This is a genomic window from Anabaena sp. CA = ATCC 33047 (genome assembly GCF_963870205.1).
Taxonomy (GTDB): Bacteria; Cyanobacteriota; Cyanobacteriia; order Cyanobacteriales; family Nostocaceae; genus Trichormus.
This window is the reverse complement of the sequence record NZ_CAWMSA010000082.1, coordinates 5608-20233: the sequence shown is the minus strand read 5'-3', so window position 1 is coordinate 20233 and position 14626 is coordinate 5608. Positions and strand designations below refer to the sequence as shown.

The window sequence follows — 14626 nt, the reverse complement described above, 5'->3', positions numbered from 1 at the left end:
AGGATAAAATCATGTCACAATATATGACTATTACCAAGGAAGATATTTTTCAGCAAGTCAAGTTATCCTGTAAAGTACCTGAGCTAGTTGAGCAAATTCTTAACCGGAAGATTATTTTATCGGCTGCGGAAGAAGCTGGAATAAAAGTAGAAACTGAGGAATTACAAAAATCAGCAGATTTATTGCGCTTAACGAATAAACTCACCAGTGCTGAGGATACTTGGAAATGGTTAGAAAAACATGGTTTATTGATAGAGGATTTTGAGACAATAGTTTATAACAATCTAATTCTTGGCAAGTTAAGCCAATACTTATTTGCAGATAAAATAGAGCCTTACTTTTTTGAAAACCAGCTTAATTATGCTGGTGTTGTTATGTATGAAGTTATTTTGGATGATGAAGATTTAGCTTTGGAACTTTTCTATGCAATTCAAGAGGGTGAGATGAGTTTCTATGATGTGGCTCACCAATATATTCAGGATGTAGAATTGCGCCGTAAAGGGGGATATTTGGGCGTATTACGTCGCCAGGATTTAAAGCCAGAAGTTTCTGCTGCTGTCTTTGCTGCGAAACCTCCTCAGTTACTTAAACCTATTTTTACAGCTAAAGGAATACATTTGATTTTTGTTGAGGATATTGTTCAGCCTGAATTGAATAACGCATTACGTGTTCAAATTTTATCAGATTTGTTTGCGGAATGGCTGAAGCAGCAAATTGGGGATATGGAATATCAAACTAACTTCAGTATATAAACAACTTTGGAAGTTAAGGAGAGAATCAGGGTTTTAGCTGAAGTTTGGGAAGTTAGCAATCATATTTACTGGCGATCGCCCAAGTAACTACTGTAGGCGATCGCTTTGATAATATGTTTGAAAAGTATTTTTATTGACCCCCAAGTTTCCTCTTTCCTACCTCTCCCTAACCCTCTCCTAAAACCACAGGAAAAAGGAAAAACTTTTTTTGGCTGAAATCGGTTTTCAATGTAGAGATGTTGCATACAACGTCTCTACATTTGTACTGATCCTATGGAATATTGAAACCCCTGGCTAGTTTGTTGAGCCAGGGGTCATTGGTTATACGATAACAGTTTGGGAATTAATCTACTTTTGAGTCGATTTGGTCGCTAGAATTTTCCCAAATCTGAGTGATGGTCATGCTGGATTTTTGTTGTGAGTTTTTGTTAAACCAATTTGTCGTAGCTTCTTTTCCTATTTCATAACCAGTCCACATTACCCAAATCACAACTAACCAAAAAGCTGGCCCACTCAGTAATCTAATTAGATTAGAAATGGTATCCATACACTTATCCTGTTTAATGTATTTTCCGGTGAAAATGAATTGTTTTTTTGTGTGAGCAAGAAGGAGTATTTTTATCAAACTCATTCTTGCTAATTGGAGATTCAGGCTATAGGTTACATCCTTGGCATAGCTGGATATTGTTACTTAAACCAAGTTGTCCTATAACTAAAACCATCTACTGAGTTCTTTTCCTATTTTATAGCCTAACCATAATGCTCCAATAACTGCCATAAATAGAGGTTCTCCACCCCCATGAATGGCATTAACTTCATTGTCGGTTAAATCTTGAAGATAACTTGCATCATCAAGTAAGTTATTATAGTTATGCTCATTGATATCTTTGATGCTAATACGTGTCATTTTCCATCTCCTAAAGTGAAAATTGTCGTAATAATTTTAGAGATATTTAGTGACAATCAGATGATTAAATCTCTGAAATATCTCAGTTGCTCTACAGGTAAACCTCAGATTATTCTGATGGGTTTAGTAAGAATGAGTAATATAAAAAATCTCACTCTCGCAAATTGGAGATTAAGCCTATAGCTTACAGAATTGGCATGGCTTTATCTCTGTACTGGAACGAATTTTTCCCGCCACTAAAACCATTTACTAAGTTCTTTTCCTATTTCATAGCCAATATAGAATGCTTTAATTACTTTTATAACAATCCAGCCACCCTGAATTGTATTAACTTCATCGTCAGTTAAATCTTGAAGATAACTTGCTTCATAAGCTAAGACATTATAGTTATCTTCGTGAATATCATTGATAGTAATAGCTGTCATTTTTTATCTCCTTAAGCCAAAAGTAAAACCTACAAAATGTAGAGATATTGAGGATAAAAGAGATTATTCAATTCCTCAAAATATCTCTTATTATCTACAGTGAGAAGCAATTATTTTCTATTAAGTAGCCAACCTGCAACAACACCAACAAGAAATGCACCGCCAAGAATAATAGCGGTTGTGGTGATTACTGCTCCGCCAAAAGTCTGATTTAACTCATCGTCAGTCAAATTATACAGATAGCTCTCAGAATCCATAAATGATTGGATATCAGCAGCAGAGAGGTCAGAGATTACGATACTAGACATTTGATTTTTTCCTTTTTTCAAGACTCAAAATAACGATTTGGTGTCAATAAACTGCACAGACAACCGATGGAAAAATCTTCTCAGCACCACTCCCAGCATTTGGATGCAATGGGTAAACTGTTTAGTATTAGTGCTGAAGACTTGAGCAAAACTGTGTAAGGTGATTAACCGAATAAGCTGCGAATTGTTCTAAAAATGCGAGTGGCGGAATCTATCAAAGTTTGAGAATTGATTGGGTTACAATTAATAGCACCACCTAGAACATGATTAATTTCTTGTTCGCTGAGTTCGTGAAGTAAGCTATCTTCACCCGGTAACAGTTTTTTCTCTGTTGGAAATAAGTTAGAAATTGTGACTTTAGCCATGTTCAATCTGATTTTATGTAAATGAATGGGAAGATTTTTTAGATGTTAATTTGTTTGTCCCACATTTACATAATCTGCGCCGCAAATGATGATTACGCAGTTTTGGTGAGAGAAAATGGACAAAAAAAATACACTTTATAGTATTCTCGATTCACCCGGAGTCATCATTATTTTTTGTAGACAAGTATTACTATCAAGCGGTTTTACGGTTAACAAATAATAAATCAATTAGTATAAATCCCTAGAAATATTGAGGCGATCGCCTGGATTTTATGCCAAAAATAAAAATCTTTTGACTCTTTTTGATAAAATTTTTGTCAGAAGCTAGCAAAAATGACACGGTTTTGCAGTTGGGTGTTGTACACCTTTCAAGGAAATCATCAGAAAAAAGAAAACACACCCTAGCAGGGAGCAAGGACTAATTCCTTTTCTCCCTGCTAGGGCGTGTTTTTCCCTTGCCTCCCCTAAACCCCGACATTCTTACGGTAAAGTCGGCTGTTCAGAAACATTCAGAGGGTTTTTTGTCTCGGTTTTGGGATGATCTTCTGGTGGAACTGAAGCAGCCATTTCTGTTTTGCTAGTGGTGTCGTCTGGTTCACTGGTTAAAATCGGAGGACGCAATGCAGTTAAAGCGGTTTTAATAATGACAGCCGTGGGGACGGCTACGATTACCCCTAAAAGTCCGCCAATTCTTGCTCCAGTTAACACAGAGATTAATATCCATACAGGATTTAAGCCTGTAAAACTACCTAAAATCCGGGGTGCAATTAAATTTTCTAGAATTTGTTGCACAATTACAGCAGCGATTAAAACTCTTACCCCCATCCCAAAATCTTGCAACGCTACTAGCGAGGTGGTGAGAGCAATACCTACAGAACCACCAAATGGCACAAGTGCCATGATGCCAATAGTCAGACCAAATAATAAACCAAATGGCACTTTTAGCCACAGAAAGGTAGGGATGAGGGCGGAAGCCATACAGGTGGATAAAATCAACTGAGTAATAAAGAAATTTTGAAAACTCAGGCGTACCGTTTGGGAAAAAGGCTCACGAAATCTGGTAGGGAGCCATTCTACCAAACTTTGCCAGAGTTCACCCCCATGTTGTAAAAGATAAAAAGTCAAAACCATTGTCAAGAGAAAATCTAGCAAGCTGGTGAATGTGACAACAGCCAGATTTAAAACTTGACCAGCGATCGCTTGCAACTGCCCCTTGACACGATCATTAATTTGTACTACCAAAGCATCAAGGTTAATGGGTAAACCCATCACTTCTGCTTTTTCGTTCAACATCATTAGCTGAGAGCGTCCAGAGTCAATTAACTCTGGAAGGCGAGCCACCAGTTGTTGAGCCTGGGTAAGAGCTAGAGGGAACAGGGTGACTCCTAAAGCCAGAAGTACCGATAAAGCCAATAAAAAGACTAAAATAGCCACCTGCTCCCGTCTTGCGCCGTGCTGCTCCATCCAGCTAACGGGGTAGTTGAGCAGAAATGCTAAAACTGAGGCTCCGACTAAAATAACTATCAGAGAATGAAAATAATCAAAAATTGCCGATAATGCCCAACCATTGAGAACCAATAGTGGGGCGAACAGAGCGATCGCCCCAATTCTCGCTATTGGTGTTAATGTCTGCCACCAGTCGAATAGCTTGCGTGTCTGCATCTTAAGCCGATTGCGGGAGAGAACTCAACAAAATTCTGAATCTATAGCCTATTATCTCTAACTACATCACCGACATTCATCCGATTCAAAAAAGCTCACAAATGCTCACAAGTGCCAGCTTTTTCTTCCTGCTTCTTCCTAGAAGTGTCGGCACTATCTAGTCCACAGGCTAACACGACTAATCTAGTCGCTTCTTGACAGAGATTTATGGCAGCATTGACATCTCTATCACACTCCCAGCCACAATGTTCACATTTAAACACTCTTTGCGACAATGACAAAGATGATTTTTGCTCTCCACAACTAGAGCAAGTTTTACTACTGGGATAAAATCTATCCACAATTACCAATTTACTGCCATATAGTTGTGTTTTATATTCTAGCTGCCTACGAAACTCATAAAATCCCATATCAGCTATAGCTTTGGCTAACTTCCCATTCGCCAACATAAAAGAGACATTCAAATCCTCTATCCCTATCAGAGCGTGGTTTTTGCTGATATAGGTGGTGATTTTATGTAATGTATCTTTCCTGATGTTGGCTATTTTTTGGTGTAGCCTAGCAATTTTGATTTGGGATTTTCTGTAATTACTTGAACTCGGTTGTTTATGACGGTTCAAGTATTGCATTCTGGCTAGTTTGGACTCATACTTTTGATAACTCTTTACGCCATCAAATATTTCTCCTGTTGAAAGTGTGGCTAAATGATTAATACCTAAATCAACGCCTACAAACTCTTGCGTTTTAGGTGTTGTGGAAGTTTCTACTTCTATTTTCCAAGAGATAAACCACTGATGAGCTTGTTTACTGATGGTGACTGATTTGGGTTGATATCCTATTGGTAAATCTTCGTAAGTTTTTAGCCATCCAATCACAGGTACTCTGACTTTACGGGTGTCAATCTTAATTGCACCATCTAGGGTAAAACTATCGTGTCTGCCTTTTTTCTTGAATTTAGGAAAGCCTTTGGTTTTGTGGAAAAAAGATTTAAAAGCATCTGATAGGTGTCTCAATGCGTATTGCGGAGCGCATTTCGATACTTGATAGTACCAAGGATGAGTAGATTTAATTGATGCTACTAACCATTTATGTAAATCTATGGCTGTGGGGAATTTGATTTGGTCTTGGGGGTTGAGTTTATTATGTTGGAGTAGTTGCTGACACAATGCTAAACCTTGATTCCAAGCGTGTCTGGCTACTCCGGCATGTTGTGCTAGTAGTAGTCGTTGTTGCTGGCTGACTTTGAGTTGTGTCTTAAATCCTAGTAGCATGATGCTATTTTACAGGCAAAGCTCAACATCATCACCACAAACATCAGTTGTGTCACCTGGATTAAATGTGAGTATTGGTGAGCAATAGTTAGCAAATCACTAACTAGCTACTAACCCTCTAGTTTAGGATTCAACAAACATAATATGGAAAACTGGGAATCAAGCCAAAATTTACCTACCATAGATACTAGGGACTGGAAACCGGAAGATAGCAAAGACTCAACCATTGGGAAGATACAGTTGATTTTATATTTGATTCCCATTATTGGTTGTTTTCCATCCCTATGGACTGTTTATCGTCGCCAAGGCAGTCGGGAACAACAAGCCGTCAGTCGCCTGTCTATTACTCTGGCGTTTACATGGTTATTGGGGTATCTGTTGTTAGCCACAGGAGCAGCGACTACCGATTTTTTAGCTCTGCGCTTATTAATCCTCAATAGCTTTTGTACCTCTGGTTACTTTTTGGTAAGTATTTGGCTGATGTGGCGACTCATCCAAGGTAAGTCTTACCGCTTACCAGGGTTGAGTAACTTAGCTCAGAGATGGTTGGGTAATTAACTTGATGGTAATCCTGAGTCCCGTTTAATCCCTCTCAGGTGAGGTGAGGCAGCATTTTTACTTAACTACTAACAATTTCCGATAATTTCCTGTGTACATCTAGTCAAACTGACTGAATTGTTGTCATACTTCAAGAAAACATTTTTAGATGAGCCACACACTGGGAAAAATCCTGCTATAAGTGTTGTGGTTGACACAATGTAAAAAGGTCAGCATGATTTATTAAAACTTAGGTATGATGGGTTGATTTCTCCGTGTATTGTTAGTTAGCTAAGTTACCAAATTTAATCAGTTAAGTGTGAGGAAATCTGTGACCATTCAAAGAACTTCGGCAGAAGGAAACCAGTCAGCAAAGGCTGCTAAATCCAGAAAGAAAAATGCCCAAAATACTAAACCTGGGCGTTGGTTATGGTTCTGGGTAGGGATGAGCGGGATTGCCATGGTATCTGCAACAGCAGGGGCGTTGTTGGCGGTGTCTTTAAGTAGTACACCTTTACAACAAGCACAGCTTAGTCCCCAGGAAGAAGCTGTTTTTGATGGCGATCGCATCGCTGGTAGTGGCTTGCGGTTCTCAGAATTAACTCGTCCCGTGCATCTGTTGGTGATGGGGATGAGTGTACTTCCCCCTGATGTCCGTAATCCTCCTGTCGAAGCCACAAATTTGGGATATCTACCCCAGGTTAATTCCTTTGATGGTCTTGCTGATGTCATGCTTTTGGTAAGATTTGACCCAGAAACCAAAAAAATTGCTATGCTTTCTATCCCCAGAGATACCCGCACCGAAATCGAAGGGTATGGGATGAGAAAAATTAATGCTGCTAATGTGGAGGGGGGGCCAGCTTTAACCGCCAAAACTGTTAGTAACCTCGTAGGCGGTGCGGGAATTGATCGCTATATCCGCATTAATGTTTTAGGGGTTGGCAAACTCATCGATGCTTTGGGTGGAGTTACAGTTTACGTTCCCAAAGATATGAAATATCGCGATGATTCGCAACATTTATACATTAATTTAAAGGCAGGTAAGCAGCATCTCAACGGTGATCAGGCACTACAATTACTGCGTTTTCGTCATGATGAATTGGGCGACATCGGACGCATTCAACGCCAGCAAATGGTCATCCGCGCTTTAATTGACCAAACTCTCAACCCAGCTACAGTAGCTCAATTACCTCAGATTCTTAACGTAGTTAAAGACAATATTGACACTAACTTGACTGTTGAGGAACTGGTGGCATTATTGGGGTTTGGTGTGCGAACCAATCGCGCCAATATGCAAATGTTTATGCTCCCCGGTCGGTTTAGTGAAAATGGAGAGTATGATGCTAGCTATTGGATACCTAGTAAACGAAGTATCACTAAATTAATGTCACAGCACTTTGGTTTAGACACCTTGTCTGAATACCAACCCACCGATCCAGCTTCTGTAAGGGTAGCAATCCAAGATAGCACAGGTAGCGATCGCTCTCAACTCCGTCCCTTAATCCAAACTTTGCAAAGCGCAGGATATCGCAATATCTACATTTATAAACCTTGGTCTGAACCTTTAGAAGTAACTAATATTATTGCTCAACAAGGAGATGCCGACAGTGCCGAATCCATCCGCACTACTTTAGGTTTCGGAGAAGTCCGCGTAGAAAGTACCGGGAGTCTCAATTCAGATATCAGTATCCAAGTTGGTAGAGATTGGTTGCAGAAAAAAGATTGGTTCGAGAATTCCAGTAGTTTTTGAGCTAGAGAGACGCGAAATAGCATTTTCACTCTGCTGTCGCGTCTCTCAAAATGCTAAATTCTTGCTAAAACTGGTTGATTTTGAACTGCACTCACAGTATTGGATTCTGAGTCTGTGCAGTAAATCTCACAGGAGTTATTCGGGCTTTCGATCAGTTTGACTTTGTGTAACTTTGCTCCTAAATTTTGGATAGGCGATCGCAGTAAATTACTAATATATAAAGCGATATTCTCAGCCGTGGGTACAACCTCAGCAAAATAAGGAATATCTTTGTTTAAAAAGGTGTGATCGAATGGTTCTACCACATAATCTTCTATCACCTGATTCAAACCATCTAAATCAACAATCATCCCCGTGCGCTGATCAATTTCTCCTTTGACAGTCACTTCTAAATGATAATTGTGTCCGTGTCCGTGGGGACGGGCGCACTTACCATATATTTCATTATTGTCTTCTTGACTCAGGTTGGGATGTGCTAGCCGATGGGCTGCGCTAAAGTGAGTGCTGATAGTGAGGTAAGCTTCCATTCCGTTTCCTAGATAATCTGCCCAAAGTTCAGGATGTTCAAACAACTGTACGCGCACTAGAGGTAAGTGGGGTGCTAGTCGCTGCCAAATCACCCGTGCAATATTCTCCGTCGTAGGCAAAGTTTCTTGAAATTCTGCCCAGACATCATTGAGATAGGAAAAGTCGAGTTGGCTGGTAACTTCACGTTTAATTACGTGTTTCACGTCAGACAAGTTCAATACCATGCCATATTCATCCAGTTCTCCAGCCATAGAGATAAATAAGACATAGTTATGTCCATGTCCGGGAAATTTAGCGCAAGCACCAAATTTCTCACGATTCTCGGCTTCGCTTAGTTCCGGTAGCCAATAGCGATGACTTGCCGAAAACTGAGCGCGGCGATTTACGATACATTGCATGAGTACACTGGGAGCAGAATTTAAAATTTCTTAATCTTTCTCTATATTCCAGCATAAACTAATTCTTGAGTGATTAGTCATTAGTCATTAGTCATTAGTTATTAGTTTGACTAATAAATACACTGTTTTTTAGTTTGATGCGGTTGACTATTCTACAGATGCTTGGGCTTCGCAATGTAATCTTGTGGCTATGCGGAATAGTTCTTGTCCGGTGTGCAAATAACGGTCATCATAGTTCAAAGGAAAATAAGACAACTCTTCTAGTCCATCTCCAACTTGACTGAGGCTGTAGTATAAGTTGGCTGCGGCTCTAGCTAAACTGGGCGGATTAGGTAAGGAACGAAAAGTAATTTGGGCTTGTTTCAGGTCTGCTTTACAATTTTGTAAGTATTCCTGAAATTCATCTAATAATTGATCATCAAAAGGATCGGCGGCTAGTTCTTCTATTTGTTCTTCTAATGAATTGAGAATGCTGTCAAGTATCCGGTTTACAGGCTGATAAACTAAACGTAGCCATTCTTCAACTTGCTCATCCGCATCTTTACCAGATTTGCGTGTGGCTTGGTAACGTTTTTGCGCTGATGCTGTACGCTGTTGGCGATTATCGTTTAATTTTTGTGACTCGTGTCGCAGTTGTTGATCGTAATTGTGGCGACTTTGACTATCACCTAAGACTTCGTAGGCGGCGTTGATGCGAATAATCTGCTCGTTATCTGCTGTTGACTGTTGGCTATCAGGATGAAACAGCTTCACCAAGCGGCGGTAGGCTTGTTTAATCTCCGCTTGGCTAGCATTGGAACTCACTTTCAGAGTTTCGTAGTGATTGGAATCTTGTTTAAAATTGGCCATTCATCTACTGTAGTTTTAGCTGACGCTAGTAGCTTCCTTCGCCTCTAGGTCTTGGAACAACGGTGTACTCAAATACCTTTCGCCAAAACTCGGCTGAATCATCACGATTAAGCGTCCTGCGTTTTCTGGGCGTTGGGCAACACGTATAGCAGCGCATAATGCTGCACCACTGGAAATCCCAGATAGTAGCCCTTCTTCTCTGGCTAAACGGCGACTGTAGGCGATCGCTTCCTCATCGGTGACTGTAATCACTTCATCAATTAAGTCTAACCTCAGTACCTGGGGAATAAAACCAGCACCAATACCTTGAATTTTATGGGGGCCTGGTTTACCTCCTGATAAAACTGGACTGTTGGCTGGTTCGACGGCGATCGCTTGAAAGCTAGGTTTGAGGTTTTTAATTACTTCTGCTACACCTGTGATTGTACCACCAGTACCCACCCCGGCGACGATCATATCTACCTGCCCATCCGTGTCTTCCCAAATTTCTTGGGCTGTAGTTTCTCGATGGATTTTAGCATTAGCCGGATTGCGGAACTGCTGCAACATATAGGCGTGAGGCGTAGTATTCACAATTTCCTGCGCGCGCCTAATTGCTCCACTCATGCCTTCCATTCCTGGGGTGAGTTCCAATTTTGCACCATAAGCCCGCAACATTGCCCGCCGTTCACCACTCATCGTCTCCGGCATAGTTAAAATTAACTGATAACCCTTAGCAGCAGCAGCCATCGCTAAAGCAATACCAGTATTTCCTGATGTGGGTTCTACCAAAACTGTCTTCCCAGGAGAAATTAACCCTTCTTCTTCAGCAGCATTAATCATGCTTGTACCAATTCTGTCTTTCACAGAAGAAGATGGATTCATGCTTTCGAGTTTGACAACAATTTGCGCCACACATCCCTCTGCTTGCGGGATGCGATTCAATTGTACTAAAGGTGTCCGCCCAATCAGTTCTGTAATATTACCAGCTATCCGCATCTTCTTTCCTTATCCATGATTTATTCATCATTAATCCATAGTCTCAGTATTCATAGTCTAGATTCCACAAGCTTCTTAACTAATGACTATGGACTATTGACTAAATGTAGTACATAATATCCAACTGCCGTAGAGAATCTCTTTTTTCACAGAGATCCTGAAGAGTGTAATTTTGCAAAACTAAATTTGCAGCCTGACAAGCTTCTTGCCAAATTTCTTGTATCACTGAACTGTCTATATTTTTGGAGTTGGTATTGCTTTCGCTTGCCCTCACATCTAAACCTTCCAAACATTCCAATATTTCAAACAAGGTAATTTTGCGAGGTTCGCGTGCTAGAAGATAGCCACCTTTTGAACCGCGTTGACTTTTAAGTATCCCTCCACGCCTTAAGGTCGCTAGTAGCTGTTCTAAATAGCGATCTGGTATATTTTGCTGGGCGGCGATTTGGCGAATTTGCATTGGTTCGCCGCTTTCGTAATGAGTAGCCATTTCTAGTAAGGCAAGAATTGCGTATTCTGATTTACACGATAGTTCCACAAGCAAAATAGTAAGTGGTGAATGAAATGATCAAACAGTTCAGGGATCAACCTTAACTGTTTCCAGTATACTCCGGTTTACCACTAGGGTTTCTGCCTTATCACTCAGCAAAATCAAAAACCCCGCTAGGAAGCGGGGCTTAATTCACTTGAAACCGTTTAAGATGGAGAATGCTTTAGAAAGTAAAGGTAGTTCTCAAAGTACCGATAATCGCATCATCGTTATTACCATTTTGACCAGGACTGGTTAACCAAATTACACCAGGGGTGATAGAGATGTTATCGGATACGCGATACTTGTAGAAGCCTTCAACTTGGTAGGGAACATCATTAGAACCAGGGACTCTACCACGAGAATAGGGTTGAGTACCTGCGAAAATACCCAATACGTTACCTCTCTTACCAAAGTCAGGTAAAGCTATACCAGCTCCGTAACTCCAAACTTCCTTATCATCACCTACACCAAAGCCTGTGACATCAGTATAAGAAACGAAGCCGCTAACTGATAATTTATCACTAGGTCTGAAGGCTGCTGATAAACCGTAGGAGTTGGTGGAGGAGGGGTTGGGTAACTCGTTAGCGATTGTAGTCCCGACTAAGATGTTGTTATCTTCATTGGCAAACAGATTGCTGTTGGCTCCCGTATAACCATGAACGTAAGTGGCAGCTAACGCCAAGCGTTCACCGACGCTAAAGTTTAACTGACCTAAAGCCGCATAGTTACCATTAAACACACCTGCACCAGTACCAGGATCATTAGCTTCAGAAGCTAAATAACCTACAGTAACGGAACTAGGTCTGAGGATACCGCCACCTCTACCCAAGGGTACATTGAAAGCTATACCTGCACCGCCACCAATCCGATAGATGGGGTTTTCAGAAGATAAAGTAGATAACGCACCGTTACCACCATCTGTTTTGTCAAAGAAGTAGGGGTTGTTAACAGCCGCATAATGGCTGTGTCGTCCACCTTCCGCCGCTAAATAAACTTGTGCTGGGCCGAAGGGTGCTTCATAAGTGAGTCGGTCTACCTCTACATTGTTGTCACCAGTGCTATCTACTTGGAATGTTTGTAAACCTTCCCCAGCAGTTGTACCGATGAACCTGTTGGCATTACCAGAAGACAAACGGGTAGTTAACTGATCTCTACCTGTGAAGCTGCTGTTTAAGCTTAAACGAACTCTGTTTTGAAAAACGGTGTTATTATTATCACCCAGGGTATCACCAAACGCATCACTCACGGCAAAAATCGCTTCACCAGCGAGTTTGGTGGTTGTGGAGAACTGGTTGGCTTCTAATTCCGCAGTCCGCGCTTCTAAAGAATCTACACGACCGCGCAGGGTGGCGAGTTCCGCAGAAAATTCTTCTTGCAGGCGTTGTAGGGTAGCTAAATCTTCTTTTGTTACTAAGTCTGCTGTGGCTGTGGCGATCAATTCATTTACCCGATCCAAACAGGCGTTCAAACCAGCAGCAAATTCATAACGGGTTAAAGCTCTATTACCCCGATAGGTGCCATTCGGATAACCTGCAATACAGCCATAACGCTCAACCAAAGACTGCAACGCTTGGAATGCCCAATCGGTTGGTTGTACATCAGAAAACTGGGAAACTGATGTTACCTGGGAGAGAGAATTATTATTTGTACCTGCGTTGCTGTAGCGGTTAACTTGGTCTATGACTTTTGTATTTTCAGTGGTTGGGGCTGCTTGAGCCACAATTTCTGGTTTTTGAGCAACTTCAGCAAATGTGGTTTCTGCTGTTGCTACTTCAGTTGTCGGTACTTCTGTGGCTGTGCTGGGAGCCGCAATTGCTGTTGATGAAACTACCAGTGATGCTCCTAAAACAGCAGGGCTAACCACTAGGGATTTCCACAGGAAATTAGACATCTTTACTTTTCTCCTCACACCTTGTATGGATAATTGTTTTTGCTGCACCTATTCTCAAACAATCAGAAATCTTCATATCCAATTCTGTTGATGAGGCACAGTTGCCAGTTATCACAATTTTAGTTTTTGCAAAGCTAATAACTGATTAACTTAATGTTAAAAAATGATGTAATTAACTTATGCAAAAAAAACATACTTACATACCTTATGATTATAATTCATCTCCAGCAGATGGCAAGATAGATGCGATCGCCTCCTAAACTGTCACAATTACTCATCCACATATATAAAGAAAGAGTAAGGTTTTCCAGGTTCCCTACTCTCCATAACATTTTTGATGTGTCGGCGTTTGCCACTGTGTAGCTAAAAACCTTTAGCTAATTTGAGAAATGACGTTTGCCAATTCAAAATCCTTTTTTGTCAAGCCACCTGCATCATGTGTTGTTAATGTGATTTGCACTTTGTTATAAGAGATTGCTATGTCTGGGTGATGTCCTGCTGATTCCGCAGGTTCCACTAGCTGATTCACAAAGTCGATGGCTGTAACAAAATCTTTAAATTTGCGCGTCGTCTTTAACGTAGAACCTTCAACTGTCCAACCTGACAGGCTACTTGCTTGAGCTTGAATCTCTGCATCAGTTAGTAGTTGTGCCATATCAACAACCCTCTAGTATTTCCCTATTTGCTATATCTGGCAGGCTGTAACTGTGTCTGCAAAATTTGTCTTTTCTGTACTGCCAATGACAAATTGAGCAGAAGCATAATGCTAGATATTTTTACTTTCCAAAACTTTAACGTGATTGCCACACCAATAACCAACAGCAACCATCAAAAAATTCAAAGCTAACCATAAAAAACTATCCGCTCTGAGTTAGATCGGATGACCTAATCTCAGAGCGGTCTAGCGGGTCTTCAGGTTGCAACCAGACTGCCGGAAGGAACTCCGTGCTTTAGCCTAGCTACAAGTAGCTAACTTAATCTGACAAGCAGATTAAGGCTAACTTTTAGAGAACAGCCCCGGCGCACAGCCGGCTAACTGCAACCTGATGACCCATGCGTTTACTACTTTCTATCATGGGCATCACCTCCTTGTTGCCTAAACGGTCTTAGTCTCAAAAAGGCAGAGAAGTAAATCTCTGGGTGTTAACCTTTGAGTAATATAGCATATCAATTCCGAAAATTTCACTATCAACAAAAAAAACCTCCGCGTTGCGACGGAGGTTTTGGATAGGGATGCTAACTGATTACGCTTACAGCGCGTTACCGCGAGGTAGTACCTCTTCGGGGAATACAAATTTTTCGTGGGGTTGGTCTTGAGGAGCCATCCAAGCGCGGATACCCTCGTTCAACAAAATGTTTTTGGTATAGAAGGTTTCAAATTCTGGGTCTTCAGCCGCCCGCAACTCTTGGGATACGAAGTCATAAGCCCGTAAGTTGAGTGCGATACCGACGATACCCACAGCCGCCATCCAC

17 protein-coding genes and 1 pseudogene are annotated in these 14626 nt (G+C 41.0%); 3 read left to right on the top strand and 15 right to left on the bottom strand.

The features are described 5' to 3' along the window. Positions 1 to 11 precede the first annotated feature (11 nt). Positions 12 to 752 (top strand): peptidylprolyl isomerase, encoded by a 741-nt coding sequence (locus AACS98_RS22175; RefSeq protein WP_066384172.1) that lies wholly within the window; start codon positions 12 to 14, stop codon positions 750 to 752. A gap of 65 nt (positions 753 to 817) precedes the next feature. On the opposite strand, the gene AACS98_RS22170 is transcribed toward AACS98_RS22175, so the two are convergent. The 8 genes from AACS98_RS22170 to AACS98_RS22135 all read right to left on the bottom strand — a co-directional run bounded on the left by AACS98_RS22170 (position 818) and on the right by AACS98_RS22135 (position 5690). Then, positions 818 to 997, bottom strand: coding sequence for a hypothetical protein (locus AACS98_RS22170; protein WP_156481666.1), 180 nt, complete (start codon positions 995 to 997; stop codon positions 818 to 820). A 98-nt stretch (positions 998 to 1095) separates the two neighbouring features. Next, positions 1096 to 1299: a hypothetical protein gene (locus tag AACS98_RS22165; RefSeq protein WP_066384169.1), complete on the bottom strand. Its 204-nt coding sequence runs from the start codon at positions 1297 to 1299 to the stop codon at positions 1096 to 1098. Positions 1300 to 1464: 165 nt separating this feature from the next. After that, a complete protein-coding gene (locus AACS98_RS22160) occupies positions 1465 to 1659 on the bottom strand; it encodes a hypothetical protein (RefSeq protein WP_066384167.1) in 195 nt (64 codons plus the stop codon). 236 nt (positions 1660 to 1895) lie between these two features. After that, complete coding sequence (locus tag AACS98_RS22155; protein ID WP_066384165.1) at positions 1896 to 2084, bottom strand: hypothetical protein; 189 nt, start codon at positions 2082 to 2084, stop codon at positions 1896 to 1898. A 110-nt stretch (positions 2085 to 2194) separates the two neighbouring features. Continuing rightward, positions 2195 to 2392: a hypothetical protein gene (locus tag AACS98_RS22150; protein ID WP_066384164.1), complete on the bottom strand. Its 198-nt coding sequence runs from the start codon at positions 2390 to 2392 to the stop codon at positions 2195 to 2197. A 164-nt stretch (positions 2393 to 2556) separates the two neighbouring features. After that, positions 2557 to 2757: a hypothetical protein gene (locus AACS98_RS22145; protein WP_066384163.1), complete on the bottom strand. Its 201-nt coding sequence runs from the start codon at positions 2755 to 2757 to the stop codon at positions 2557 to 2559. A gap of 480 nt (positions 2758 to 3237) precedes the next feature. Beyond that, entirely contained in the window at positions 3238 to 4419 is a 1182-nt protein-coding gene (locus tag AACS98_RS22140) for an AI-2E family transporter (RefSeq protein ID WP_066384162.1), read from the bottom strand. A gap of 95 nt (positions 4420 to 4514) precedes the next feature. Beyond that, positions 4515 to 5690, bottom strand: a complete 1176-nt coding sequence (locus tag AACS98_RS22135) for an RNA-guided endonuclease InsQ/TnpB family protein (protein WP_066384159.1) — start codon at positions 5688 to 5690, stop codon at positions 4515 to 4517. A gap of 144 nt (positions 5691 to 5834) precedes the next feature. On the opposite strand from AACS98_RS22135, the gene AACS98_RS22130 reads away from it, so the two are divergent. Further along, positions 5835 to 6248, top strand: a complete 414-nt coding sequence (locus AACS98_RS22130) for a hypothetical protein (protein ID WP_066384156.1) — start codon at positions 5835 to 5837, stop codon at positions 6246 to 6248. A 310-nt stretch (positions 6249 to 6558) separates the two neighbouring features. Beyond that, positions 6559 to 7977 carry an LCP family protein gene (locus tag AACS98_RS22125; protein ID WP_066384154.1) on the top strand — a complete coding sequence of 473 codons (1419 nt, stop codon included), beginning with the start codon at positions 6559 to 6561 and terminating at the stop codon, positions 7975 to 7977. Positions 7978 to 8030: 53 nt separating this feature from the next. Here the strand turns inward: AACS98_RS22125 and AACS98_RS22120 are convergent, their stop codons facing one another. From AACS98_RS22120 to AACS98_RS22090, 7 genes and pseudogenes are all read right to left on the bottom strand, one after another. Beyond that, complete coding sequence (locus tag AACS98_RS22120; protein WP_066384153.1) at positions 8031 to 8903, bottom strand: 6-carboxytetrahydropterin synthase; 873 nt, start codon at positions 8901 to 8903, stop codon at positions 8031 to 8033. Positions 8904 to 9050: 147 nt separating this feature from the next. Further along, positions 9051 to 9752, bottom strand: coding sequence for a J domain-containing protein (locus AACS98_RS22115; protein ID WP_066384150.1), 702 nt, complete (start codon positions 9750 to 9752; stop codon positions 9051 to 9053). A 15-nt stretch (positions 9753 to 9767) separates the two neighbouring features. Beyond that, positions 9768 to 10730 carry a cysteine synthase A gene (gene cysK / locus AACS98_RS22110; RefSeq protein ID WP_066384148.1) on the bottom strand — a complete coding sequence of 321 codons (963 nt, stop codon included), beginning with the start codon at positions 10728 to 10730 and terminating at the stop codon, positions 9768 to 9770. Positions 10731 to 10830: 100 nt separating this feature from the next. Beyond that, the gene (locus AACS98_RS22105; RefSeq protein WP_066384145.1) at positions 10831 to 11268 is read right to left on the bottom strand and encodes an RrF2 family transcriptional regulator; all 438 of its coding nucleotides are present in this window, start codon (positions 11266 to 11268) and stop codon (positions 10831 to 10833) included. 175 nt (positions 11269 to 11443) lie between these two features. Then, entirely contained in the window at positions 11444 to 13153 is a 1710-nt protein-coding gene (locus AACS98_RS22100) for an iron uptake porin (protein WP_066384143.1), read from the bottom strand. A gap of 373 nt (positions 13154 to 13526) precedes the next feature. Next, positions 13527 to 13808: a 4a-hydroxytetrahydrobiopterin dehydratase gene (locus AACS98_RS22095; RefSeq protein ID WP_066384142.1), complete on the bottom strand. Its 282-nt coding sequence runs from the start codon at positions 13806 to 13808 to the stop codon at positions 13527 to 13529. 595 nt (positions 13809 to 14403) lie between these two features. Beyond that, positions 14404 to 14626, bottom strand: a pseudogene (locus AACS98_RS22090) (photosystem II D2 protein (photosystem q(a) protein)); the annotation flags it as partial.

Bases quoted from the DNA above. Each gene is read 5' to 3' on its own strand.
- AACS98_RS22175 (WP_066384172.1), top strand. From the start codon at position 12: ATGTCACAATATATGACTATTACCAAGGAAGATATTTTTCAGCAAGTC.
- AACS98_RS22170 (WP_156481666.1), bottom strand. From the start codon at position 997: ATGCAACATCTCTACATTGAAAACCGATTTCAGCCAAAAAAAGTTTTT.
- AACS98_RS22165 (WP_066384169.1), bottom strand. From the start codon at position 1,299: ATGGATACCATTTCTAATCTAATTAGATTACTGAGTGGGCCAGCTTTT.
- AACS98_RS22160 (WP_066384167.1), bottom strand. From the start codon at position 1,659: ATGACACGTATTAGCATCAAAGATATCAATGAGCATAACTATAATAAC.
- AACS98_RS22155 (WP_066384165.1), bottom strand. From the start codon at position 2,084: ATGACAGCTATTACTATCAATGATATTCACGAAGATAACTATAATGTC.
- AACS98_RS22150 (WP_066384164.1), bottom strand. From the start codon at position 2,392: ATGTCTAGTATCGTAATCTCTGACCTCTCTGCTGCTGATATCCAATCA.
- AACS98_RS22145 (WP_066384163.1), bottom strand. From the start codon at position 2,757: ATGGCTAAAGTCACAATTTCTAACTTATTTCCAACAGAGAAAAAACTG.
- AACS98_RS22140 (WP_066384162.1), bottom strand. From the start codon at position 4,419: ATGCAGACACGCAAGCTATTCGACTGGTGGCAGACATTAACACCAATA.
- AACS98_RS22135 (WP_066384159.1), bottom strand. From the start codon at position 5,690: ATGCTACTAGGATTTAAGACACAACTCAAAGTCAGCCAGCAACAACGA.
- AACS98_RS22130 (WP_066384156.1), top strand. From the start codon at position 5,835: ATGGAAAACTGGGAATCAAGCCAAAATTTACCTACCATAGATACTAGG.
- AACS98_RS22120 (WP_066384153.1), bottom strand. From the start codon at position 8,903: ATGCAATGTATCGTAAATCGCCGCGCTCAGTTTTCGGCAAGTCATCGC.
- AACS98_RS22115 (WP_066384150.1), bottom strand. From the start codon at position 9,752: ATGGCCAATTTTAAACAAGATTCCAATCACTACGAAACTCTGAAAGTG.
- cysK (WP_066384148.1), bottom strand. From the start codon at position 10,730: ATGCGGATAGCTGGTAATATTACAGAACTGATTGGGCGGACACCTTTA.
- AACS98_RS22100 (WP_066384143.1), bottom strand. From the start codon at position 13,153: ATGTCTAATTTCCTGTGGAAATCCCTAGTGGTTAGCCCTGCTGTTTTA.
- AACS98_RS22095 (WP_066384142.1), bottom strand. From the start codon at position 13,808: ATGGCACAACTACTAACTGATGCAGAGATTCAAGCTCAAGCAAGTAGC.